The sequence below is a fragment of the Paenarthrobacter sp. PAE-2 genome (assembly GCF_026013155.1).
GTDB classification, from domain to species: Bacteria; Actinomycetota; Actinomycetes; order Actinomycetales; family Micrococcaceae; genus Arthrobacter; species Arthrobacter ureafaciens.
The window spans coordinates 66012-85212 of sequence record NZ_JAPDNV010000015.1; the positions used below are offsets into that span (position 1 = coordinate 66012).

The 19201-nt window shown below is 63.4% G+C and carries 16 protein-coding genes; 7 read left to right on the plus strand and 9 right to left on the minus strand.

Annotation, left to right across the window (positions count from 1 at the left end; genetic code table 11):
• Positions 1-28: 28 nt before the first annotated feature.
• Positions 29-418, plus strand: coding sequence for a serine protease inhibitor (locus OCL88_RS11490; RefSeq protein ID WP_264962591.1), 390 nt, complete (start codon positions 29-31; stop codon positions 416-418).
• On the opposite strand, the gene OCL88_RS11495 is transcribed toward OCL88_RS11490, so the two are convergent.
• Entirely contained in the window at positions 401-1795 is a 1395-nt protein-coding gene (locus tag OCL88_RS11495) for an MFS transporter (RefSeq protein ID WP_264962613.1), read from the minus strand. The two genes, OCL88_RS11490 and OCL88_RS11495, sit on opposite strands and share 18 nt — an antisense overlap.
• A gap of 250 nt (positions 1796-2045) precedes the next feature.
• On the opposite strand from OCL88_RS11495, the gene OCL88_RS11500 reads away from it, so the two are divergent.
• Complete coding sequence (locus tag OCL88_RS11500; protein WP_264962592.1) at positions 2046-2930, plus strand: helix-turn-helix transcriptional regulator; 885 nt, start codon at positions 2046-2048, stop codon at positions 2928-2930.
• Between the two features lie 123 nt (positions 2931-3053).
• Here the strand turns inward: OCL88_RS11500 and OCL88_RS11505 are convergent, their stop codons facing one another.
• Complete coding sequence (locus OCL88_RS11505; RefSeq protein WP_413775460.1) at positions 3054-6212, minus strand: S8 family serine peptidase; 3159 nt, start codon at positions 6210-6212, stop codon at positions 3054-3056.
• Between the two features lie 206 nt (positions 6213-6418).
• Complete coding sequence (locus OCL88_RS11510; protein ID WP_410868782.1) at positions 6419-9391, minus strand: exo-alpha-sialidase; 2973 nt, start codon at positions 9389-9391, stop codon at positions 6419-6421.
• 234 nt (positions 9392-9625) lie between these two features.
• On the opposite strand from OCL88_RS11510, the gene OCL88_RS11515 reads away from it, so the two are divergent.
• Positions 9626-10561 (plus strand): phosphoglycerate dehydrogenase, encoded by a 936-nt coding sequence (locus OCL88_RS11515; protein ID WP_264962593.1) that lies wholly within the window; start codon positions 9626-9628, stop codon positions 10559-10561.
• A gap of 71 nt (positions 10562-10632) precedes the next feature.
• On the opposite strand, the gene OCL88_RS11520 is transcribed toward OCL88_RS11515, so the two are convergent.
• Positions 10633-10923: a DUF1540 domain-containing protein gene (locus OCL88_RS11520; protein WP_021471672.1), complete on the minus strand. Its 291-nt coding sequence runs from the start codon at positions 10921-10923 to the stop codon at positions 10633-10635.
• A gap of 160 nt (positions 10924-11083) precedes the next feature.
• Complete coding sequence (locus OCL88_RS11525; protein ID WP_264962594.1) at positions 11084-11269, minus strand: hypothetical protein; 186 nt, start codon at positions 11267-11269, stop codon at positions 11084-11086.
• Positions 11270-11553: 284 nt separating this feature from the next.
• On the opposite strand from OCL88_RS11525, the gene purS reads away from it, so the two are divergent.
• The 3 genes from purS to purL are packed head-to-tail and all read left to right on the plus strand — an operon-like array spanning position 11554 to position 14883.
• A complete protein-coding gene (gene purS, locus OCL88_RS11530) occupies positions 11554-11805 on the plus strand; it encodes a phosphoribosylformylglycinamidine synthase subunit PurS (RefSeq protein WP_011773385.1) in 252 nt (83 codons plus the stop codon).
• Between the two features lies 1 nt (position 11806).
• On the plus strand, positions 11807-12577 hold the full coding sequence (purQ, locus tag OCL88_RS11535; protein ID WP_264962595.1) for a phosphoribosylformylglycinamidine synthase subunit PurQ: 771 nt from the start codon (positions 11807-11809) through the stop codon (positions 12575-12577).
• Entirely contained in the window at positions 12574-14883 is a 2310-nt protein-coding gene (gene purL / locus OCL88_RS11540) for a phosphoribosylformylglycinamidine synthase subunit PurL (protein ID WP_021471675.1), read from the plus strand. Before purQ ends, purL begins: the two co-directional genes overlap by 4 nt.
• Positions 14884-14928: 45 nt before the next feature.
• Here purL and OCL88_RS11545 read toward each other — a convergent pair whose 3' ends face one another.
• Genes OCL88_RS11545 through OCL88_RS11555 form a run of 3 tightly spaced genes read right to left on the minus strand, consistent with a single transcriptional unit; the run spans position 14929 to position 17935 of the window.
• Positions 14929-16260 carry a putative bifunctional diguanylate cyclase/phosphodiesterase gene (locus tag OCL88_RS11545; protein WP_264962596.1) on the minus strand — a complete coding sequence of 444 codons (1332 nt, stop codon included), beginning with the start codon at positions 16258-16260 and terminating at the stop codon, positions 14929-14931.
• Positions 16257-16760: a hypothetical protein gene (locus OCL88_RS11550; RefSeq protein WP_201434189.1), complete on the minus strand. Its 504-nt coding sequence runs from the start codon at positions 16758-16760 to the stop codon at positions 16257-16259. The genes OCL88_RS11545 and OCL88_RS11550 overlap by 4 nt, the downstream gene beginning before the upstream one ends.
• The gene (locus tag OCL88_RS11555) at positions 16757-17935 is read right to left on the minus strand and encodes a GGDEF domain-containing protein (protein ID WP_264962597.1); all 1179 of its coding nucleotides are present in this window, start codon (positions 17933-17935) and stop codon (positions 16757-16759) included. Before OCL88_RS11555 ends, OCL88_RS11550 begins: the two co-directional genes overlap by 4 nt.
• A gap of 214 nt (positions 17936-18149) precedes the next feature.
• Between OCL88_RS11555 and OCL88_RS11560 the strand changes: the two genes are divergently transcribed.
• On the plus strand, positions 18150-18443 hold the full coding sequence (locus tag OCL88_RS11560; protein ID WP_021471679.1) for a DUF503 domain-containing protein: 294 nt from the start codon (positions 18150-18152) through the stop codon (positions 18441-18443).
• Here OCL88_RS11560 and OCL88_RS11565 read toward each other — a convergent pair.
• On the minus strand, positions 18440-19081 hold the full coding sequence (locus OCL88_RS11565) for a GntR family transcriptional regulator (protein WP_264962598.1): 642 nt from the start codon (positions 19079-19081) through the stop codon (positions 18440-18442). The genes OCL88_RS11560 and OCL88_RS11565 overlap by 4 nt on opposite strands.
• Between the last annotated feature and the right edge of the window lie 120 nt (positions 19082-19201).

The window sequence follows — 19201 nt, forward strand, 5'->3', positions numbered from 1 at the left end:
GCACCCGCCGCACCAGCGAAAGGTAACCATGGTTTCTTCCGAAAAGACCGAATACGACGTCGACCTGACCGTAACGCTGACCGAGGCACCCGGCGCGGAGCCGAGGATGTTCCGCCTCCGTTCCGTTGACGGTGTCCTCTCCCCGGACGAAGGTTCGGTGCAATCCAACTTGCCGGACGCGCGTGCGGCACTTGCCGCCGTCGAACAGTTCGGCGAGGAGGCCTTCTTCCCGGTACCGCGTCCGGACCGGATCTGCACGCAGCAGTACGGTGGACCGCAGATCGCAGTTGTGGAGGGGATGTTCCGCGGACGGCAGGTCAACAGCCAGTTCAGCCGGACCGACGGCTGCGAAATCGCCCGGTGGCGCAGCCTGGCTCCCTTGTTCGGCGGCCTCGGGGGCTCAACGGGCGCCGCGTAGGGCGACCGGCCGGCGGAGGAACAAGCCCACTGCCAGAGCCGTGGCCAGGCACAGGCCTGCGTTCACCCAGATTGCCGTTGTGACACCGCTGAGGACGGCCGGAGCGGCGTTGTTTCCGATGGCTAGGATCTGTGCGGTGAAGATCGCGCTCATGATCGGAATACCCATGGTGATGCCGATTTGCTGGCTCATTGTTGCCAACCCCGTAGCCAGGCCTTGCTCTCCATCAGGCAAGCCAGATGTGGCGGTGACCATGAAACCAACAATAACGACGAGGTTTGCCACACCACCGATGAACGTGGCAATCAGAAGCAGAGCAATCGAAGCCGGGTGTTCGCTGAGCAGCACAAGCGCGCCGGTGGCGATGGCTTGGACAATGAATCCGTAAACAATGGCCTTCTTGTTGCCGATCTTTCCGATGACCTTGGGGCCAAGAACTCCACCGAGCACTGTGCCGAGGCCGAGGACTGCGAAGGCAAGACCGGGGCCAAGCGGGGTGTACCCGAGCACTTGCTGCAAGTACAGGGTCAGCAGGAATACCAGGGACGTCTCGGTGACGAAGGCAAGAATGCCGGCGATGTTTCCCCAGGCGACTGTGGAGCGCTTCAAGATCTCCAGGGGAACCAACGGGGACGGCGCCTTGCGTTCCACCGCCACGAAAGCCACGAACAGCACCACGGCTGCGGCGAGCGACCCCAAAGTCAACGGATCGGTCCAGGAATGTTCGGCGGCGTTGGTCGAGCCGAAGACGAGCGCCAAAAGGCCCAGGGTCACCGTGATGGCCCCGGGGACGTCGAGCTTCAGTTTGGTAGCGGGCTTGCTCTCACTGAGCACGATCGGGGCGATGATGAGAACCGCGACGGCGACCGGGACGTTGATGAAGAAGGCCCAGCGCCAGCTGAGCAGATCGGTCAGGAGCCCGCCAAGGATGGCGCCGGTTGTAAAGCCCGCGGCCATCAGGGAACCGTTGAGCCCCAAGGCCTTGTCCCGCAGCGGACCTTCGGGGAACGAGGCCAGGAGCAACGACAGCGCAGCAGGGACGACTATCGCCGTCGCAATGCCTTGACCCACGCGGGCTATCAACAGCAGTGCGGGATCGGCAGCCAGGCCACCGGCCAGCGACGCAGCTCCCAGCAAAGCCATGCCGATGATGAACATCCTGCGACGCCCCGCAATGTCTGCCACGCGGCCAAACAGGAGCGTCAACCCGGCAGCGCACAGCGCGAACGCCGTAGCTATCCACTGCAGGTTCTCCAGGCTGAATCCAACGTCGGCGCCGATGGCCGGGAGGGCAACGTTGAGGATGGAAAAGTCGACGGCCAAGGTAAAACTCGCCGCCAGCAGGACAATGAGTGCCAGCCTTTGACGGCCGTTCATACGCGCCGGAGCCTGGGTTACTGCCTGGACGGGCGTCCGGACTTCTTGAGTCAAGGGTGGAACACCGGGTTCCGTGCTGACATCGGGTTGCGTTGTCATGGGAAAGGTCCTTCTTTTGGAGGTTCAGCCGCCCGTGGACGGCATCTTCACAACTCCACGTTCATCCAATCCCGCGGCATCAACCACACCCCCTTCTGCCTACCACTGGCAGTGACAGGACAACGTTCCACGACACCGGCAGAATGGGCGCATGAGTAATCCAAGTGAACTTGGGGAGTTCCTTCGCGTCCGAAGAGCTGCCTTACAGCCGGAGGACGTCGGCCTGCTGAACTACGGCATCCGTCGCGTACCGGGCCTGCGCAGGGAAGAGCTGGCGATGTTGGCCGGTGTCAGCAGCACCTACTACACCCGCCTGGAGCAGGGACTCAGCAATAATGCGTCAGAGGCTGTGATCGACGCCATCGCCCGGGCTTTGAACCTAAACACCGACGAGCGCGCACATCTTTTCAACCTCGCCCGGCCCGGAACAACCAAGCGGCGGGCCCTGACCAAGCCGGACAAGGTCCGGCCAGGCACACTCCGGCTCATCCAGTCGATGGCCGCCACTCCCGCCGTCGTCCTTGGACGCCGCAGCGAGGTCCTGGCGTGGAACCGCATCGGCCACAGGCTGGTGGCCGGCCACCTGGATTTCGCCTCGCCTGACACTCCATCCACGCGCCCCAACATGACGCGGCTGCTGTTCCTGGACCGTCACACCCGTGAGCTCTATACACGCTGGCAGGAGGAGGCCACACGTGCTGTTTCTTCGCTGCGGCTGGTAGCCGGCCGCGCCACCGATGATCCGGAACTTGCCTCGCTGGTTGGGGAGTTGGTCATGAACAGCCAGGAGTTTGCCAGCCTGTGGGCCCGCCATCCCGTGGAGAACTGCATGTCCGGTGTGAAGTACATGCACCATCCCGAGGTTGGCAATATTGAACTCAACTTCGAAGTCCTGTCTCCGCCCGATCAATCCGGCCACCGCGTCCTCATGTACGCCGCAGACCCGGGTACGCCCGCGGCAGAAGCGCTGCAATTGCTGATGTCCTGCGAGCACGCCACCGGCGCTGAGCAGCACAAGCGCGTCACGGCCCAGTGATGGCGGCGGGCCAATAGACCGGCAACGAAAAAACGCTGCCCAACCACCAATCGGTGGTCCCCGAAGCAACAGTGGCCGGTGGGAAAACCCACCGGCCACTGTTGTTACAGAAAGGAACACGGACTAGCCGGCGTTGTTCTCCTGCGTCGGCTCATCGCCGCGGATCTTGCCGCGGTGCTTCTTGTCCTTCCCGGGATTCTCGTTGTCAGGAACAACTACTGCCCCACCCGGGTTCACCACTACCGTGACGAAGCTGGGCTCGCTGGTACCAGCGAAGGTCAGTCGGCCGATGTAGGAGCCGGGCTGCAGCTTCTCCCAGTTGAGCGCAATGGTGCCCTTCTTGCCGTTGGCCAGCTTGATCGGGTTGGGGGTCACCGATGCGTTGCCTTCGTTTGCACCGAGGACGGCCGCATCAACGGTTGCCTTGGTGGGCTGGTTGTTGGGGCTCGCATACAGGTTGGCGAAGATGAAGTAGTCGCCGGGTGCGGGGTTGGGCACGGTGACCGATTCGCTCGCCGAAGCCGTGGCGGACGGGAGCTGCTGCCCGGAGGGTGTCAGGACCAGCATGTCGAAGTCTGCGGCCTCGTCGGAGGAGATCACCGAGAACTTGGCCAGGGCACGTCCTTCACCCACGGTCACCTTCTTGACGAAGTTGGACTCGTTGCTCTCGCCTGCAAAGGGGCCAGGGACCAGTTCCACGGCAGAGGAGTCAGCCTTGGACAGACCATCAACCGTGACGCCCACCGGAAGGTCGGTACCGGAAGTGATGTTGATGGTTCCCGAGCCGTTGGGGCCCGTTCCGGTGAAGGCCAGCGCCTTATCCACGATCACCGACTGCGGGCGGACTGCGATCGGTGAGGTCACCGTGTTGTTGGCGCCCTGCCAGGAAAGCGAACCCATGGCGAACTTGCCCGGTTCTGCGTTCTTGTTCTCGAACTTCACCTTGAACGTCCGCTTCTCACCGGCGCGGCTGAAGTTGAGGACGGACGGGGTGACCTTGACGTCGACTCCGGGAACGTTGACCGTTGCCCGGTACAGTCCCGGCGTCAGGGCCGTGACGGTACGGGTGACCTCGATCTTGCCGGCGAGGTTGCCCAGCGCGAAGGACGGCACGTTCATGTCACGGGCTTGCGTGGTGCCCAGGCCCGGGATGCCCAAGTCCATCCCGGTTCCCTGGACGAACTTGAGGTAGTCCTCCGTGGTGTTGTCGTAGACCAGGCCCGGCGAAAGGACCTTGGCAGGGTCCACCTGTCCGGCTCCGGTTGCGAAGACGTCCGTGTTCGGAGCGCCGTTGGCCAGCTTCACTTGGCCTGCGGTGGTCATCATGGCGGACTTGACCGCTGCCGGGGACCATGTGGGGTTCTTGGACAGGATCAGGGCTCCGAAGCCTGCCACGTGCGGGGAGGCCATGGACGTACCGGACAGGAAGCCGAAGTTGTCCCCTCCGGTTCCGATCGGGGAAACGCCTGCCAGGATGGCGACACCCGGAGCGGAAACATCCGGCTTCAAAAGGTCGGAGTCAGTAGCCAGCAGCGGGCCGCGCGAGGAGAACCCTGCAATTTGCGGCTGGGCTTCAGCCGGCAGGCCCGTGGTGTCGCGGTTCAGCAGGGAGACGGTGATGGCCGGGTTGGCTGCGACCTTCTCCTTGATGGTGGCGGTAGCCGGCGGGTTGACGTGCACGGTGGGGACCGCGTGCTTGTCGGTGTCCAGCGAGGAGGCAGTCAGGTTCACAAGGATCATGCCCACGCCGCCGGCACGCAGTACTTCGGCGCTCTTGGCGGTACGGTCAACTACGCCGCGGTCGCAGACAACTACCTTCTCCGCCACCTTGGCCGGGTCCAGCGAATTCGGAGCGCAGAGGGCAGCGTCGCCGTTGCCGCTGGCGGCATCGGTGGAAAGCACGACGCCGGCACCGGTCACCTCCTTGTTCATGATGCTCGCTCCGCGGAACTTACTGCCATCGGAGAATTCCACGGTTCCCTGCAGTTCCTGCGAGAACGACGTCGCGGCTACCGTGGTCAGCCAGGGTGCTCCGTGGTTGACGGTGCTGGGCGTCGGGCCGGAGTTGCCGGCGGACGTGGCCACATAGATGCCGGCCGAAGCGGCGGAAAGGAACGCCAGGGAAACAGGATCCGTGGTGGACGTGGCAGAGCCGGAAATGGAGTAGTTCAGTACGTCCACGCCGTCCAGGATTGCCTGCTCGATCGCGTCAACGGAAGCCGATCCGTAGCAGCCGCCCGTGGAGGGGTCGGTGTCTTCCCAGCAAACCTTGTAGATGGAGAGTTTCGCGGCCGGTGCTATGCCGCTGGTGACCCCGAAGCTGCGCCCGTCAACCGTTGCCTCCACGTTGGCGTTGCCGGCTGCCGTGCTTGCGGTGTGGGTGCCGTGGCTGTCCACGTCCACGGGGGAAATAAGTTCCTCGGGGGCGCGGTTCTCCGGAGGAACGGTGTCCAGGAAAGCGTCCGCGAAGTAGTGGGTGCTGAGGACCTTGGAATTGCAGGCGCTGCCGTCGTAGTCGGCGCCTGTGCCGGTACCGGGCTGGCACTCACCTACAAAGGTGTCTCCGTCGGCCTTGAGCATCGCAATCTTGCCGTCGTCGGTGCGGTAGGGAACGCCCACTTGGGGGTTGCCAACGAGGGGTCCTACGGGTTCGCCGGCGAAGAACGGGTTGGAGGGGGTGTAGCCGGTGTCGATGACGCCAACCACGGTGCCCTTTCCTGCGTTGTCCACCCCGCCATATTGGGTTGCCCAAGTGCCATTGGGCCCGCTGAGCTTCAGGAAATCGGTGGTGGAGTAGTCAGGGGCCTGTTGCGTGTCCGGCGCCACCAGCAGGACGTCGGGGTCCTTGGCCAGGTTGATGGCCTGGTCTGCCGTGAGGTTGGCGCTGAAGCCATTGACAGCGGTGGTGAAGTCGCGCTGGATCTTGATGTTTTCCTGCTTCGCGATTTCCTGTTGCTTGCGCTGCAGGTGCGACTGGTACTGCTTGACTTCGGCGCTATCGGTCTTTAACTTCTTGCCCTCTTCCGGTTTGGTAGGCGCCAAGCCGGGCGTGCCGCCGTCGTAGGTCGCAGCAGGCTTCTCCGCGAGGACCACCATGTAACGGCCGTCCTTATAGGCAGCAGGGTCAAGGTTCTTCTTGGCCACAGCCGGAACGTTTTCCGCCGATGGAGCCGCCTGGGCCGGCAACGCCATGGAAGAGAGCAGCAACGGCAGACCGACAGCCAAGGCCGCCGCCCTCCGAAGGCCCTCGCTTCTGACGAAGCTCTTTCCTTGGGATTTCACGAGTGAGTGCACCTTTCACTGGGGAGGACCGGGCGCCATCGCCTGGACCTTTCAAACGGGGGCCGGTTGCGGCATTGACAGTTCCTGTCAAAAGCGCACTACCAACCGAGTCACAGAGTACAGAGTGAGAGCGACATATGACATAAGGCACATTTTTGTGTTTTTGTCTTGTCACAATCGGGCCCATCCTCCCCAGCATCAGGACGCTAGATCTTCTCCCCCTTCGGCGTTACTTGGAGCCGGTCGAAGGAAACCTGGCGGCCGTCCTTGTCCAGCACCACCACGTCATCCCGGCCGTTCTTGACGTCGGGAGGCAGGATGAATTCCACGGTGTCCCCGGTAGTGGGGAAGATCCAGCCAAGGCGGTAGCCGGTCTTGTTGAGGTACACGTAGTACCACTGACCGTACTCAAGCCCGGCGAGGGTCACTTTCTGTCCGGTCCGGTATTTGAAGGCCGTGCCGAGATCGAACGGCGGCGTCTGGTCCTCAAGGTCCTGAACGGTCAGTTCGGGTTCGTTGCTTGGCTGCACCGGCTGCAGCTTCAGCTCCAGGGGCTGACCTTCTGCAGCTGCGGTCACTTCCTTGGATCCGTTGCGGGCCGTGGCTTCAAAAGCCGAGGCAGCCAGCGATCCGGCAGCAACATCAGCAGCGGTCAGAACGTGCTCGCGTGTTGCCGTGGCGGTGTCTCCGGCGGCAAGGAAGGGAAGCGAGATCCCGGCGTCGGGCGCTTCAAGGCCCGTCAACGCTACATTGCCAGCGTTGCCCACGGTGTAGGTGAACGTTACAGGGTCTCCGGCACTGGCGAACCGGTCTCCGTCTGCGTCCTTCCATTCCGCCACCACAGTGGCGGACATAGAGGCATCGCGGACCAGCAGGTCCACTTCTCCCCCATTGATCCGATACGCCTTGGTGCTCTGGCCCGCTGCGCTGACCTCCCAAGTGGTGTCGGGAACAAAGAAGCCCTGTTCCACTTCTTCAGCCGTCACCGTGTGACGGGGCGTTGCGCACTCATAGCTCTGGCCCGCCGGGAGCGACAGGTAGCGGCAGTTTCCGGCTCCGGCAGGAAGGAACGGACTGAAGTTGCCGGCCGTTGGAACCACCTGTTCCACGAACGGGCTGGTGTTCTTGACCGTGAAGGCGTACGGAACCAGCTCGCCTGCCGCGTACGGCCGGGTTGCGAGGTCGCGTCCGACGTCGGTGCGCGCACCGCTGATGTCTGCCGAAAGCAGACCATCCCGCAGGGCGACCGCAGCGCCGGTGAACTGCACCGTCTTGGTGATTGACGGCGTCGTGGTTGAAGTGATGCTGAAGGTGGCCTCCGGAACAAAGTAGCCCCGCTCAATATCGGCGGCCGTGATGGTGTGCTTGGCCGTGGTGCAGTTGTAGCTGGCTCCGGCCGCAAGGTTGTTATAGCGGCAGTTGGGGGCCGCGGGAGGCAGGAAACCGGAGTCGAACGTTCCGGTCAACGGCACGGAGTTGGCCGCCACATTCGCGGTGCTCTTGACGTTGAGCGTGTACCCCAGCACGTCACCGGCCTGGTACGGGTTGGCCGCTACGTCACGTGCAGGTGCCGAGCCCGTGATGATGAGGCCCACTTGCGGAGCCACGGGAGTGGTGGCGGTGAAAGTGGACTGCGAGACCCTGCCATCCGCCGTCGTGAATGCCGCGTTGAGGCTCCGCGGGCCGCTGGCGTCCGCCGGCGCGGTCAGCGCAACGGTCACGGTGACGGACGCGCCGGGGGCGACGTCGGGCACGGGCACCGTGGTGGCAGACCACCCCGACGGCGTGTAAACAGTTGCGGTCGCACCGGAAAGCGTGGTTGCTTCCTGGTTGGTGACGGTCACCGGAACCTGCTGCGTTGCACTCGGGGCGATGTTGACTGCCGGCACTGACAAGGGAGCGCAGACGTAGTTCAACCAAGCATCGTCGAAGGTGGCGAAGGGCATGTTGTCCGTGTAGTTGCCCTCGTAGAGGACACCGAATTTTCCGTCCGCCAGCCGGGTCACTGTTGAGTAGGCCGAGAAGCCGGAACGGATGGTGCGGACGCCCGGCCAGGTTGCGCCGTCGTCGCAGGAGACGCGTGCTGAGACGTTTTCGCGGCCGGTCTTGGAGTTTGCGTTGGTGAAGATCAGTTTCTTCGCGTCTGCGGAGCCCTGTGCCGCGTTGGGGAACATGCGGGCGATTGCACCGTTGTTGGCAGGGTCCGGCAATTCCGTGTCCTGGCTAACAGGGCCGTACGTGGCTCCGCCGTCCGTGGAGACGGCCACCTTTCGGTAGCCCTGGTTGGCGTTGTCCCGGGAGTTGAGCAGGACCCGACCGTCGGAGAGTTCCACAGTCTTGTTTTCGTCCATCCGGTCCCCTACGTTGGCACCCTTGTGCCACGTGGCGCCGTGATCGTCTGAATAGACGCTGTAGGCCTGGATCTTGTTGCTTCCGTCGGCTTGCCGGACATCACCGGCGTACTGCTGGATGAGGCGGCCCTTGTGCGGGCCGTATTTGAGCTGAATGCCTTCACCGGAGGAGGCAAAGTTGGAGCGGACGTCGCCGGCCACCGGGTTGGTCTTGCTGGTCCCCGGCTTGGTGACGTTGGTAATGAGGCGGGGCTGGCTCCACGTCACGCCGGCATCGGAGGACTCGATGACGGCGGAGGAAATGACGTTCCGGTCCGCGTCGTCGTTGCCGAACTGGCTGCCACCGAAGCCCTGATCCTTCGAGTACACAAAGAAGGCGAAGACCTTGTTGGCTTCGGCGTCGTAAATGTACGAGGGATCGCTGTAGCCGTATCTCGGGCCGCTGGCATCGGCGACGTGGCCTGCGGCGATCACTTGGACCGGCCCCCAGGTCTTCCCTCCGTCAGTGCTTCGACGCTGGACGATCGAGTTCGGATTCGGGGCGTCTGCCGCCGAACCCGGACGGCCATCCCACGCTGCAAGGACCACATTGTTGCCCAGGTAGGTAAGGGCCGGAATCCGGTAGAAGAAATTCGCCGCCGTGCGGTCGGCCGCGAGATTCACTTCAGAGAAGCTGCCCGGTGGGAGCGTTGGCGAACTGGGCGGGACGGGGGCCGCCTGGGCGGGCAGGCCTAAACCGGCCAGCAAGCCGATGCTGACCGCGCAGGTCAATGCGCCGGTTGCGGCTCTTCGGACTAGCGATGGTGCGGCGGTGCTGTTGGATCTCAAATCCTTGTTCCTTCCTCTTTCCGCTCAGTGCGGAGGTGCTGGTGGATCATTCGCGCAGACTAGATACCTCGTATTACGTGCCACGTCGAACGTCCTACCACCATAAAGTGCTGGTCGTCACATTGCTAGCGATGACAATGAATCGGGTTTTTTGTCCGCCAAGCAGCTAACGTCGAGCACAAGCCCTCCACCAGAGCAAAGACCATCACCCACGAGCAGTAACGGAGTTCCGCCTTGAAGATCCTCGTCCCAAATACCATCGAGCTGGACCTCGGAACGTCCGGCGAAGAAGTCGCCTCCTACCAGGTGGATCAACCCATCCCGGACGAACACGTTGACGCCGAGGTCCTGGTGACGTGGCAAAACACCAGCGGCAACCTTGAGGATGCTGCCCGGCGGCTCACCAACCTGCGGCTCGTCCAGACTTTGGCAGCCGGCCCCGATTCGGTGCTCGCGGCCGGGTTCCCGGACAACGTGAAGGTCACCTCCGGCCGCTCGCTCCACGACGGTCCGGTGGCGGAACACGCGCTGGCTTTGGTGCTGGCAGCGGTACGCCGACTGGACGTGCTGTTCGAAGGGCAGAAGTCGGCACACTGGGACCGTGAGTACAACGCGGCCCAGTCCGCCCCGACCACAGAACAGCTCTACACGCTCGACGGCGCCAAGGTCACCATCTGGGGGTTCGGCTCGATCGCAGGACGCCTCGCTCCCCTGCTGGCCGCGCTGGGCGCGGAGGTCACCGGCGTCGCAAACTCTGCGGGCGAGCGCTACGGCTTTCCCGTGGTCGCCACCGGGGATCTCCCCAGGGTCCTGGCCACAACGGACGTGCTGATTTCCATCCTCCCGGCCACCCCCGAGACGGAAAATTCGCTGAACGAAGAGATTCTGAATGCCCTGCCGGATACGGCTGTGTTCGTGAATGTAGGGCGCGGCGCCACCGTGGACGAAGACGCCCTGCTCACCGCCCTTCGTGATGGCCGCCTCCGCGCAGCGGCAGTGGACGTCACCAAGACAGAGCCGCTGCCGGCGGGCTCGAAACTATGGTCCGCACCCAACTTGATCATCACTCCGCATGTCGCCGGGAACCGGCCCAAGGGCGGGTCAGCCCTTGTATTGTCGAACATCGCAGCGCTCCGCGAGGGCCGTGAGCTGAAGAACCTGGTTCGCTGATTCAAACCTGCGTTGACGCAAAAAAGAGCGGGCGCGTCCGGCAAGGGCGCACCCGCTCTTTTGTCGAAGGATCACGTGTGCTCGTACGTCAGGCAGTCCGCGGAATCTGCGCCGGGTCCCACCTTCACGTCGTGTGCTTCGCACATGAGGTTGTTGTTATGCACGCATTCGGAACGTTGGCAGGCCCCGACGTGGGCTAGGACCTTCGGAAGTCCGCCCATGGCGTTCGTGTCAATGAACGTGGCGCAGGAAGCGTGGTCTTGAGTGCCACCGATGGTGATGCCGAATGCCGTGCATCCGTCATGATTGAATCCGCAACTGCCAACGCTACAGGCGGATACTTCTGCAATGTGGTCCGTCATTGTTCCTCCTGGTCGGGTCTTGGTGGCCCCGGCAAGGGACCGGCGTGTAGGACCTAAACTACTCCGGAATTCAGGGGTTTAACCCGTTGCATTAGCGCATTTGTACGTTCGCTATTACCGCGCTGCGCCACCCGTAAGCCGTCGGTGCTGCGGACGGACATTATTTGCCTGGCGTCCTGATCGCCCGGCTGATCCGTTCCCGCGTCTCCTTGTCCAGGGCAGTGGTGACCCGCTGGCTTCGTGCAGCTTTGCCCGCCTTGATTTTTTGGAGGACCATGCGCCCCAGCCCGGCAAAGACCGCGGCACCCACAATGCCCAACACCATCGACTTCGGTTTCTCAGCCATGCCGCCATCTTAGTGACGCCCGGCACCTGCTGCCATACCGCCGTCGGGCCCTCCAACGCAGGGAATTTCCACCGAAACGGCCCGGGCTCCTCGCGCAATTGCGCTGAATAGGGTATGCGCGCGACTCCCGGTAGGATAGACGTGCAAGCTCGCGGAGCGCCCCCACACCGTTTCAGGACACCGTTTTCAGGACACAGTTCGAACGCGGCTGACCGGCGTGAGACGGCACCCTCCGCGGCAGCCTTATTTAAAGGTTCACCCAACTCACGCACAGGAGTTACCGGATGCCCCGGATCGTCGTTGACGTCATGCCCAAGCCCGAGATTCTGGACCCCCAGGGGAAAGCCATTGTGGGTGCACTGCCCCGCCTTGGCTTCAACAGCTTCAGCGCAGTCCGCCAGGGCAAGCGCTTCGAACTGACGGTTGACGGCGAGGTGACCGACGCTATCCTGGCCCAGGCCCGTGAAGCTGCCGAGACTCTGCTCTCCAACCCTGTCATCGAAGACGTAGTCAACGTAGAGGTCGTAGAGGCCTGACATGACTTCAATCCCCCTGATCGGCGAGGCCGTGGCTGTCGCCGCGGAACCCCGCTTGGCAGGCGCCAAGATCGGCGTCGTCACCTTCCCCGGTACCTTGGACGACCGCGACGCCGCCCGTGCAGTCCGGCTTGCAGGCGGCACGGCGGTGTCGCTTTGGCACGCAGACGAAAGCCTCGGTGACGTTGACGCCGTCATCATTCCCGGCGGTTTCTCCTACGGCGACTACCTGCGCGCCGGCGCCATTTCGCGTTTCGCGCCGCTGATGTCCAAGATCATCGATGCAGCAAACTCCGACGCAAAGCTGCCGGTCCTCGGTATTTGCAATGGTTTCCAGATCCTGACCGAATCGCACCTGCTGCCCGGCTCCATGATCAAGAACGACCACCTGAAGTTCATCTGCCGCGACCAGGTGCTGCGCGTCGAAAACGCCAACACCGCCTGGACCCTGGACTACCGGCAGGGCCAGGAAATCACTGTGCCGCTGAAGAACCAGGACGGCCAGTACATCGCCGACGAGAAGACCCTCGACGCCCTTGAAGCCGAGGGCCGCGTCGTGTTCCGCTACGTGGGCTTCAACCCGAACGGCTCCCGCCGTGACATCGCCGGGATCTCCAACGCCGCCGGCAACGTGGTGGGCCTCATGCCGCACCCCGAGCACGCCGTTGAGGCCGGCTTTGGTCCGGAAGCACTCGATGGAGCAGCGTCCGACACCGACGGACTCGGTTTCTTCACCTCCGTACTGACCAAGATTGTGGGAGGCGACAAGTGACCACGGAAACCACCAAGAAGTTCAACATCGATACCGTTGAGAACGCCGCCAAGACCCCGGACACGGAACTCCCGTGGGCCGAACTGGGCCTGAAGCAGAACGAATTCGACGAGATCGTCAAGGTCCTTGGCCGCCGTCCCACCGGTGCCGAACTGGCCATGTACTCGGTCATGTGGAGCGAGCACTGCTCCTACAAGTCTTCCAAGAACCACCTCCGCCAGTTCGGCGAGAAGGTCACGGAAGAAATGAAGAAGGACATGCTGGTGGGCATCGGCGAGAACGCCGGTGTGACCAACCTCGGCGACGGCTGGGCCGTGACGTTCAAGATCGAGTCCCACAACTCGCCGTCGTTCGTTGAGCCCTACCAGGGCGCTGCTACCGGCATCGGCGGCATTGTCCGCGACATCATCTCCATGGGTGCCCGCCCCGTTGCCGTCATGGATCCGCTCCGCTTCGGCGCAATCGACCACCCGGACACCGCGCGCGTCATGCACGGCGCCGTTGCCGGTATCGGTGGCTACGGCAACTGCCTCGGCCTGCCGAACATCGGCGGCGAAATGGTCTTCGACTCCGTCTACCAGGGCAACCCGTTGGTGAACGCGCTGGCTGTGGGCGTCATGCGCCACGAGGACATCCGCCTGGCCAACGCCTCCGGCAAGGGCAACAAGGTTGTCCTCTTCGGCGCCCGCACCGGTGGCGACGGAATCGGTGGTGCCTCGGTGCTTGCCTCCGAGTCCTTCGACGACTCCAAGCCGTCCAAGCGCCCCGCAGTCCAGGTTGGCGACCCCTTCGCGGAGAAGGTGCTCATCGAGTGCTGCCTCGAACTCTTCAAGGGTTCCCTGGTGGAGGGCATCCAGGACCTCGGCGCCGCGGGCATCTCCTGTGCGACGTCCGAGCTCGCTTCCAACGGCGACGGCGGCATGCAGGTTGAGCTGACGTCCGTCCTGCTGCGCGACCCCACGCTGACCCCGGGCGAAATCCTCATGTCCGAGTCCCAGGAACGCATGATGGCGATCGTCACGCCGGAGAACGTGGAAGCGTTCGAGGCCGTGATGGACAAGTGGGCCGTGGAGTACTCCTGGTTGGGTGAAGTGACCGATACAGGCCGCCTCATCATCACCTGGGAAGGCGAAGTAATCGTCGACGTCGATCCCCGTACCGTTGCGCACGACGGCCCGGTCTACGACCGTCCGTTCGCCCGCCCGGAGTGGCAGGACTCGGTCCAGGCCAACGCCTTCACGGGTTCCGTTGAAGACGCCAACCGTCCGTCCGCTCCCTCGGAGCTGGCAGCGGCGGTCACCGAGCTGGTTTCCTCCCCGAACATGTGCAGCAAGTCCTGGATCACCAAGCAGTACGACCGCTATGTTGGCGGCAACACTGCCATGGCGTTCCCGGACGACGCCGGCGTGGTCCGCGTTGACGAGGAAACCGGCCTGGGCGTGGCCCTGGCCACCGACGCCAACGGCCGCTACACCTACCTGGACCCCTACAAGGGCGCACAGTTGGCACTGGCCGAGGCCTACCGCAACGTCGCCACTTCCGGTGCCGTTCCGATGGCTGTGAGCGACTGCCTGAACTTCGGCTCCCCGGAGGACCCGGACGTCATGTGGCAGCTCGCCGAAGCCATTCGCGGCCTCTCCGATGCCTGCATGGAGTTGGGCGTCCCGGTGACCGGCGGCAACGTCTCCCTGTACAACCAGACCGGCACAACGCCCATCCACCCCTCCCCCGTGGTGGCAGTCCTGGGCAAGCTCGACGACGTCGCCCGCCGTACGCCGTCGGGCTGGCGTGAGGACGGGCAGGCCATCTACCTGCTGGGCACCACCGCGGCCGAGCTGGATGGTTCGGAATGGTCCAACCTGCGCGGACACCTCGGTGGCCAGCCTCCGAAGGTTGATCTTGCAGCTGAGCGCCAGCTTGGTGAGATCCTCATCAACGCGTCCCGCGACGGCATGGTTGATGCCGCACACGACCTCTCCGAAGGTGGCCTCGCAGCCGCACTCGTGGAGTCCTCGCTGCGTTACGGCGTCGGTGCCCGCATCGCGCTGGAAGAACTCATGGAACGCGACGGTGTGGACCTCTTCACCGCGCTGTTCTCCGAGTCCCAGGCACGTGCGATCGTATCCGTTCCGCGCTCCGAGGAAGTCCGTTTCAAGGACATGTGCACGGCCCGCGGTTTCGCGCACCTCCGGATCGGCGTCGTGGACGCAGCCGGCGGAAAGCTGGAGATCAACGGCGTGGACGAGCTCTCCTTGGAGGCACTCCGCGAAGCCCACGAAGGCACTCTGCCGAAGTACTTCGGCTAGCACCCTAAAAACGCGGGACCACTCATGTGGTCCCGCGTTTTGTGTTTAAGCGGGCCAGGTTTCCTGCCGCTTCAGCTGTGCCGTGAACTCGGTCCCGGAAACCGGGCGGCCAAAGTAATAGCCCTGCCCGCTGGTGCAACCGATACTCCGCAGCGCTTCGGCCTGTTCGGCGGTCTCTATTCCCTCCCAGATGCCGTCCAGTCCGCAGGAGCGGATCACGTTCTGGATGGCGGCGAGAAACTGCAACTGGGTGTCGTCCTTGCCCAGGTCGCGGACAAACTCCCGGTCCACTTTGACGTGGTCCACCGGGAGCTTGCGGAGGTAGCCGATGGATGAGTATCCGGTGCCGAAGTCATCTATTTCAAGGCCGACACCCAGCCTATGGAGGCTCATCAGCGTGTAGCGGTCCAGTTCGTTGTTCTGGATGATGGCGCTTTCTGTCAGCTCCAGCACCAGCGACTCCGGCGGAAGGCCTGCCGTGGACAGGGCTTCCCGAACATCATCGACGAACTCCAGGCTCTGCAGGTCCGGTGCCGAAACGTTGATCCGCATGGAGAAATCGTGATGTGCGGTGGCCGGGTCGCGCCGCCACGCGGCAAGCTGGGCCACGGAATTGCGCAGCACCCAACGGCCCAGTTCCGCAATCAAACCCGTGGCCTCGGCAACGGGAATGAATTTGTCCGGCATGATGAGTCCACGTTCGGGGTGGTTCCACCGCACCAAGGCCTCGCTGCCTTGGAGCCGGCCGGTAGCCAGCTCCACAATCGGCTGGTAGAAGAGCACAAGCTGGTCCGACTCGATGGCATGACCCAGTTCGCTGACGATCTGGCGTTCAAGTTGGCGGGCCAGGAGGGTGGCAGGATCGAATGTCCTGACCTTGTTCCGGCCCTCGGCTTTGGACTCCCCCAGGGCAAGGTCTGCTTCCATCAGCAACTCGGCAGGGGTGCGGCTGGGATCGGCAGTCCTCAACCCCATGCTCGCTGTGCAGCGCACGTTCGCACTGCCGAGATCGATCTCGGGTTCGACCGCAGCCAGGATGCGGTTCCCCGCGGCCACGGCCCGGGCCAGCGGTGTTGCCGGCAGAAGAATCCCGAACTCGTCGCCGCCCAGGCGCGTGACGACGTCGTTCTCCTGCACTGCCGCCCTGATACGCGAGGCGACGGTCTGCAGGATAAGGTCCGCGGCGGCATGGCCAACCGAGCTTTTGACGGCTTTGAACCCGTCCAGGTTCAGCAGCAGCAGGGCAGCCGGCGATGTTCCGTTTGACGCGGCCGCCTGGGCATCCCGCAAGGCGTCCTCGAGCACCAGCCGATTGCCGAGGCCCGTTAAAGGGTCGGTTTCCGGGTGGTCGCTCGCGGCCGTGCGGGGTTGTTTCAAGAGAGGTCCAGGTACCGCAAAGTGTCGTCAACCACGGACTTCGGCTTGGCGACCGGGTTGTTCCGTTCGTCAAGGAACAAACGGTAGGAAGCGATATCCAGCTTCCCGTCAGGCTGCGCGGGTGTCCCGGCGCGGTAGACCTGGTGCAGCCAGGAGCGTCCGAGGATGGCTTCGACCCATGCATCGCATTCCCCCAGGGGCAGCGGGACCCGGGTTCCCGTGGTGCGCCGGTGGCCTGCGATCGAGAGAGTGATGCAGCTTCCTTGCAGCCCCTTGTCCGCCGTGAGCCAGGCGAGTCCCTGAACATCTGCGACGATGGTCAGGTTGGCGCTGGCATCCTCTACGGAGTGGACGGGATTCATCCGCACCGAGCGCCTGGCCGTGTTGAGGGTGGTGGACGTGCCGGCCTGATAGGGCGGGCTGGTGATGTCCTGCCGGAATGCGGCCAGTTCCTGGTTGTGCTGGATCTGGATCTTGGTGGTCAGCTGGTTGATGGTCATGATCGTGCCTCATCCGCGATAGTTGCCGCCTCAAGGCGGTTAGCTCCGACAATCCGGTTCCTGCCCTGCGCTTTGGCGCTGTAAAGGGCTGCGTCCGCAACTTCGATCATGAAGGTGAGGTCTGCGGTAGCTGGAGTGCTGGATGTGACTCCGTAGCTGACCGTGGGGAAAGCGCCGCCTCCGGGCACTTCCATGGTGGCCATCCGTTTGCTTATTTCAAGGGCAATGTCTTCTGCCCTTTTCTGCGTGGCACCGGGGAGGAAGAGAACAAACTCTTCCCCGCCGTAGCGCCCCACCAGGTCCGTCGACCTGACACTTTCCCGGCAGGCCTCCGCGAAGGCCTTGAGTGCTGCATCCCCCGCGCGGTGGCCGTGTTCGTCATTGACGGCTTTGAAGTGGTCCAGGTCGGCAAGGACGACGGCGACACTCGAACCATCGCCGCGCAGGCGCTTGAGCTCCGCCGCGGCCAGGTCCATGAACGTTCCGCGGTTGAGGAGCCCGGTGAGGTGGTCCCGGCTCGCACGTTCGCGGAGCCCCCTGATCAGTTGATCGTTGCTGAGCGTCGTCATGGTGAACGAGGCGGCGACCAGCAGGACAGTGGTCACCAGGCCAAGGGGGCCTGCACCGAAATAGCCTTGGAACGAGGAACTGTCTGGACCAAATGTCACAAAGACGATGAAGCGTGCGAAGAAGTACAACGTGGCGAACCAGGCGACCATTGACATCGCCTTGGAGATTTCCGAATGGGTGGGCTTGAAGTGCCAGAGATCCCTGGCTGCCAAACCAACACCAACCGTGATCATGGCCAGATACACTGCACCACCCGACCAGATGTTGTTTGCCGGGTCCTCCAGGGCGGAAGCGACCCCCGTAACCAGGGGCCCCAAAGCGAGCAGCCAAGGGGCTGCCCTGAGGTCACGCAAGGTCCTGGCGCCTGCCCAGATGCTGAACGCACCGGCTACCACCAGCACGTTGCCGAGGGGGTTGGCCCACACCTGGTGCGGAGTTCCGTTCAGCAGGAAGCCGGCATTGCCGAGCATGAATTCGAAGAGGGCCAGTGCCCACCACCCCGTGTAAGGGGATCTGGTCTTGCCGTAGGAGGCCGAGAACAGCAGGAAAAGCGTGAGGGTAACGACTCCGAGGGACATCCTGGCGGAAAACGCATCGAGTATCACGGTTCGCTCCTGCCATTGGGTCCCCCGCAAATCTCCACCATGGCTGGATGCTTGTCAAAGCAGGTTTCTTCCGTGCTGCCGCGCAGTGTGCCCATGCTGCTCGTCTCCCCCCGTGGATGATCGTGCTTCCAGTGTGATCCGGCTCGCTCAACCTCCTCGCGGCATTCCCTCAAGATTCGATCAAGATCGCCGCCTGCGCCTGTTTAATGGGCGTATGTGGATTGGGTGGGTCGAATTCGACGTGCTGCTGGGCGATGTTCACAGCCTCAAGGAGAAGCGCTCGCTTGTGCGCCCGGTGGTGGCGGAGCTGAAGCGGCGCTTTGACGTATCGGCCTCGGAGACCGGGCTTCAGGACCAGCACCGCCGGGCATTGATTGGCGCGGCGCTAGTGGCGCCGGACCACGGGCACCTCAGGGAAGTACTCGACGCCGTGGAACGGTTCGTCGCTGCCCGGCCCGAGCTTGAGCTGCTCAGCGCCAGGCAGCGGGAAATCCACAGCGAGGACTAGTACCCGATCACAGCCTGCCGGGTGGAGTCGAGGTGGGCATCGATGGCCGCGTGGGCAGCCTCGATGCTTCTGCTTCGGAGAGCGTCCACGATCAATTGGTGTTCGCGGAGGACGTCCCCCGCACGGTCGGTCCCCTGCGTCACTGCGCGAACACCAATCCTGAGCTGCCGCTGCCGGAGGGAAGCGTAGAAGTCTGCCAGGATCGGGTTAGCTCCGGCACGGACCATGAGGGTGTGGAACTCGGTGTCGAGTTCAATAAAGCGGGCGGGGTCATCCCGAGCCTCCCTCTGTTGGTCAATGATCCGTTGAAAAGCTTCGATCTGATGGTCCTGCATGGAATCGAGCATCAGGACTGCCCATTTCTCCACCACTGACCGTGCCTGCAGGATGGCCCGCACGTCGGGGTCGGAAATAGGAGGCACGTAGGCGCCCTTATGGGGGATGCGCTTAACGAATCCCTCGGCCTCGAGCCGCAAGAGCGCTTCGCGAACAGGAGTTCGAGACGTTCCCGTGGATTTGGCGAGGACCGCCTCGTTGAGGAACGTTTCCTCATCCCGCGGTATCGCCGCGATGTAGCTTTTCATCCACTGGTACGCCACCTCGGGCTGCGAAGGCGCAGTGGGACTTGCTTGGATCATGGAAAGCCTTTCTCGCGAAGCCCAGTATACGAGCTGCAAATAATCAGCTTGCTATAGACAGGCTGTATACAACTAGTCTACAGTCAATCCGTAGTGATCCCAATCACTGATATGGAACCC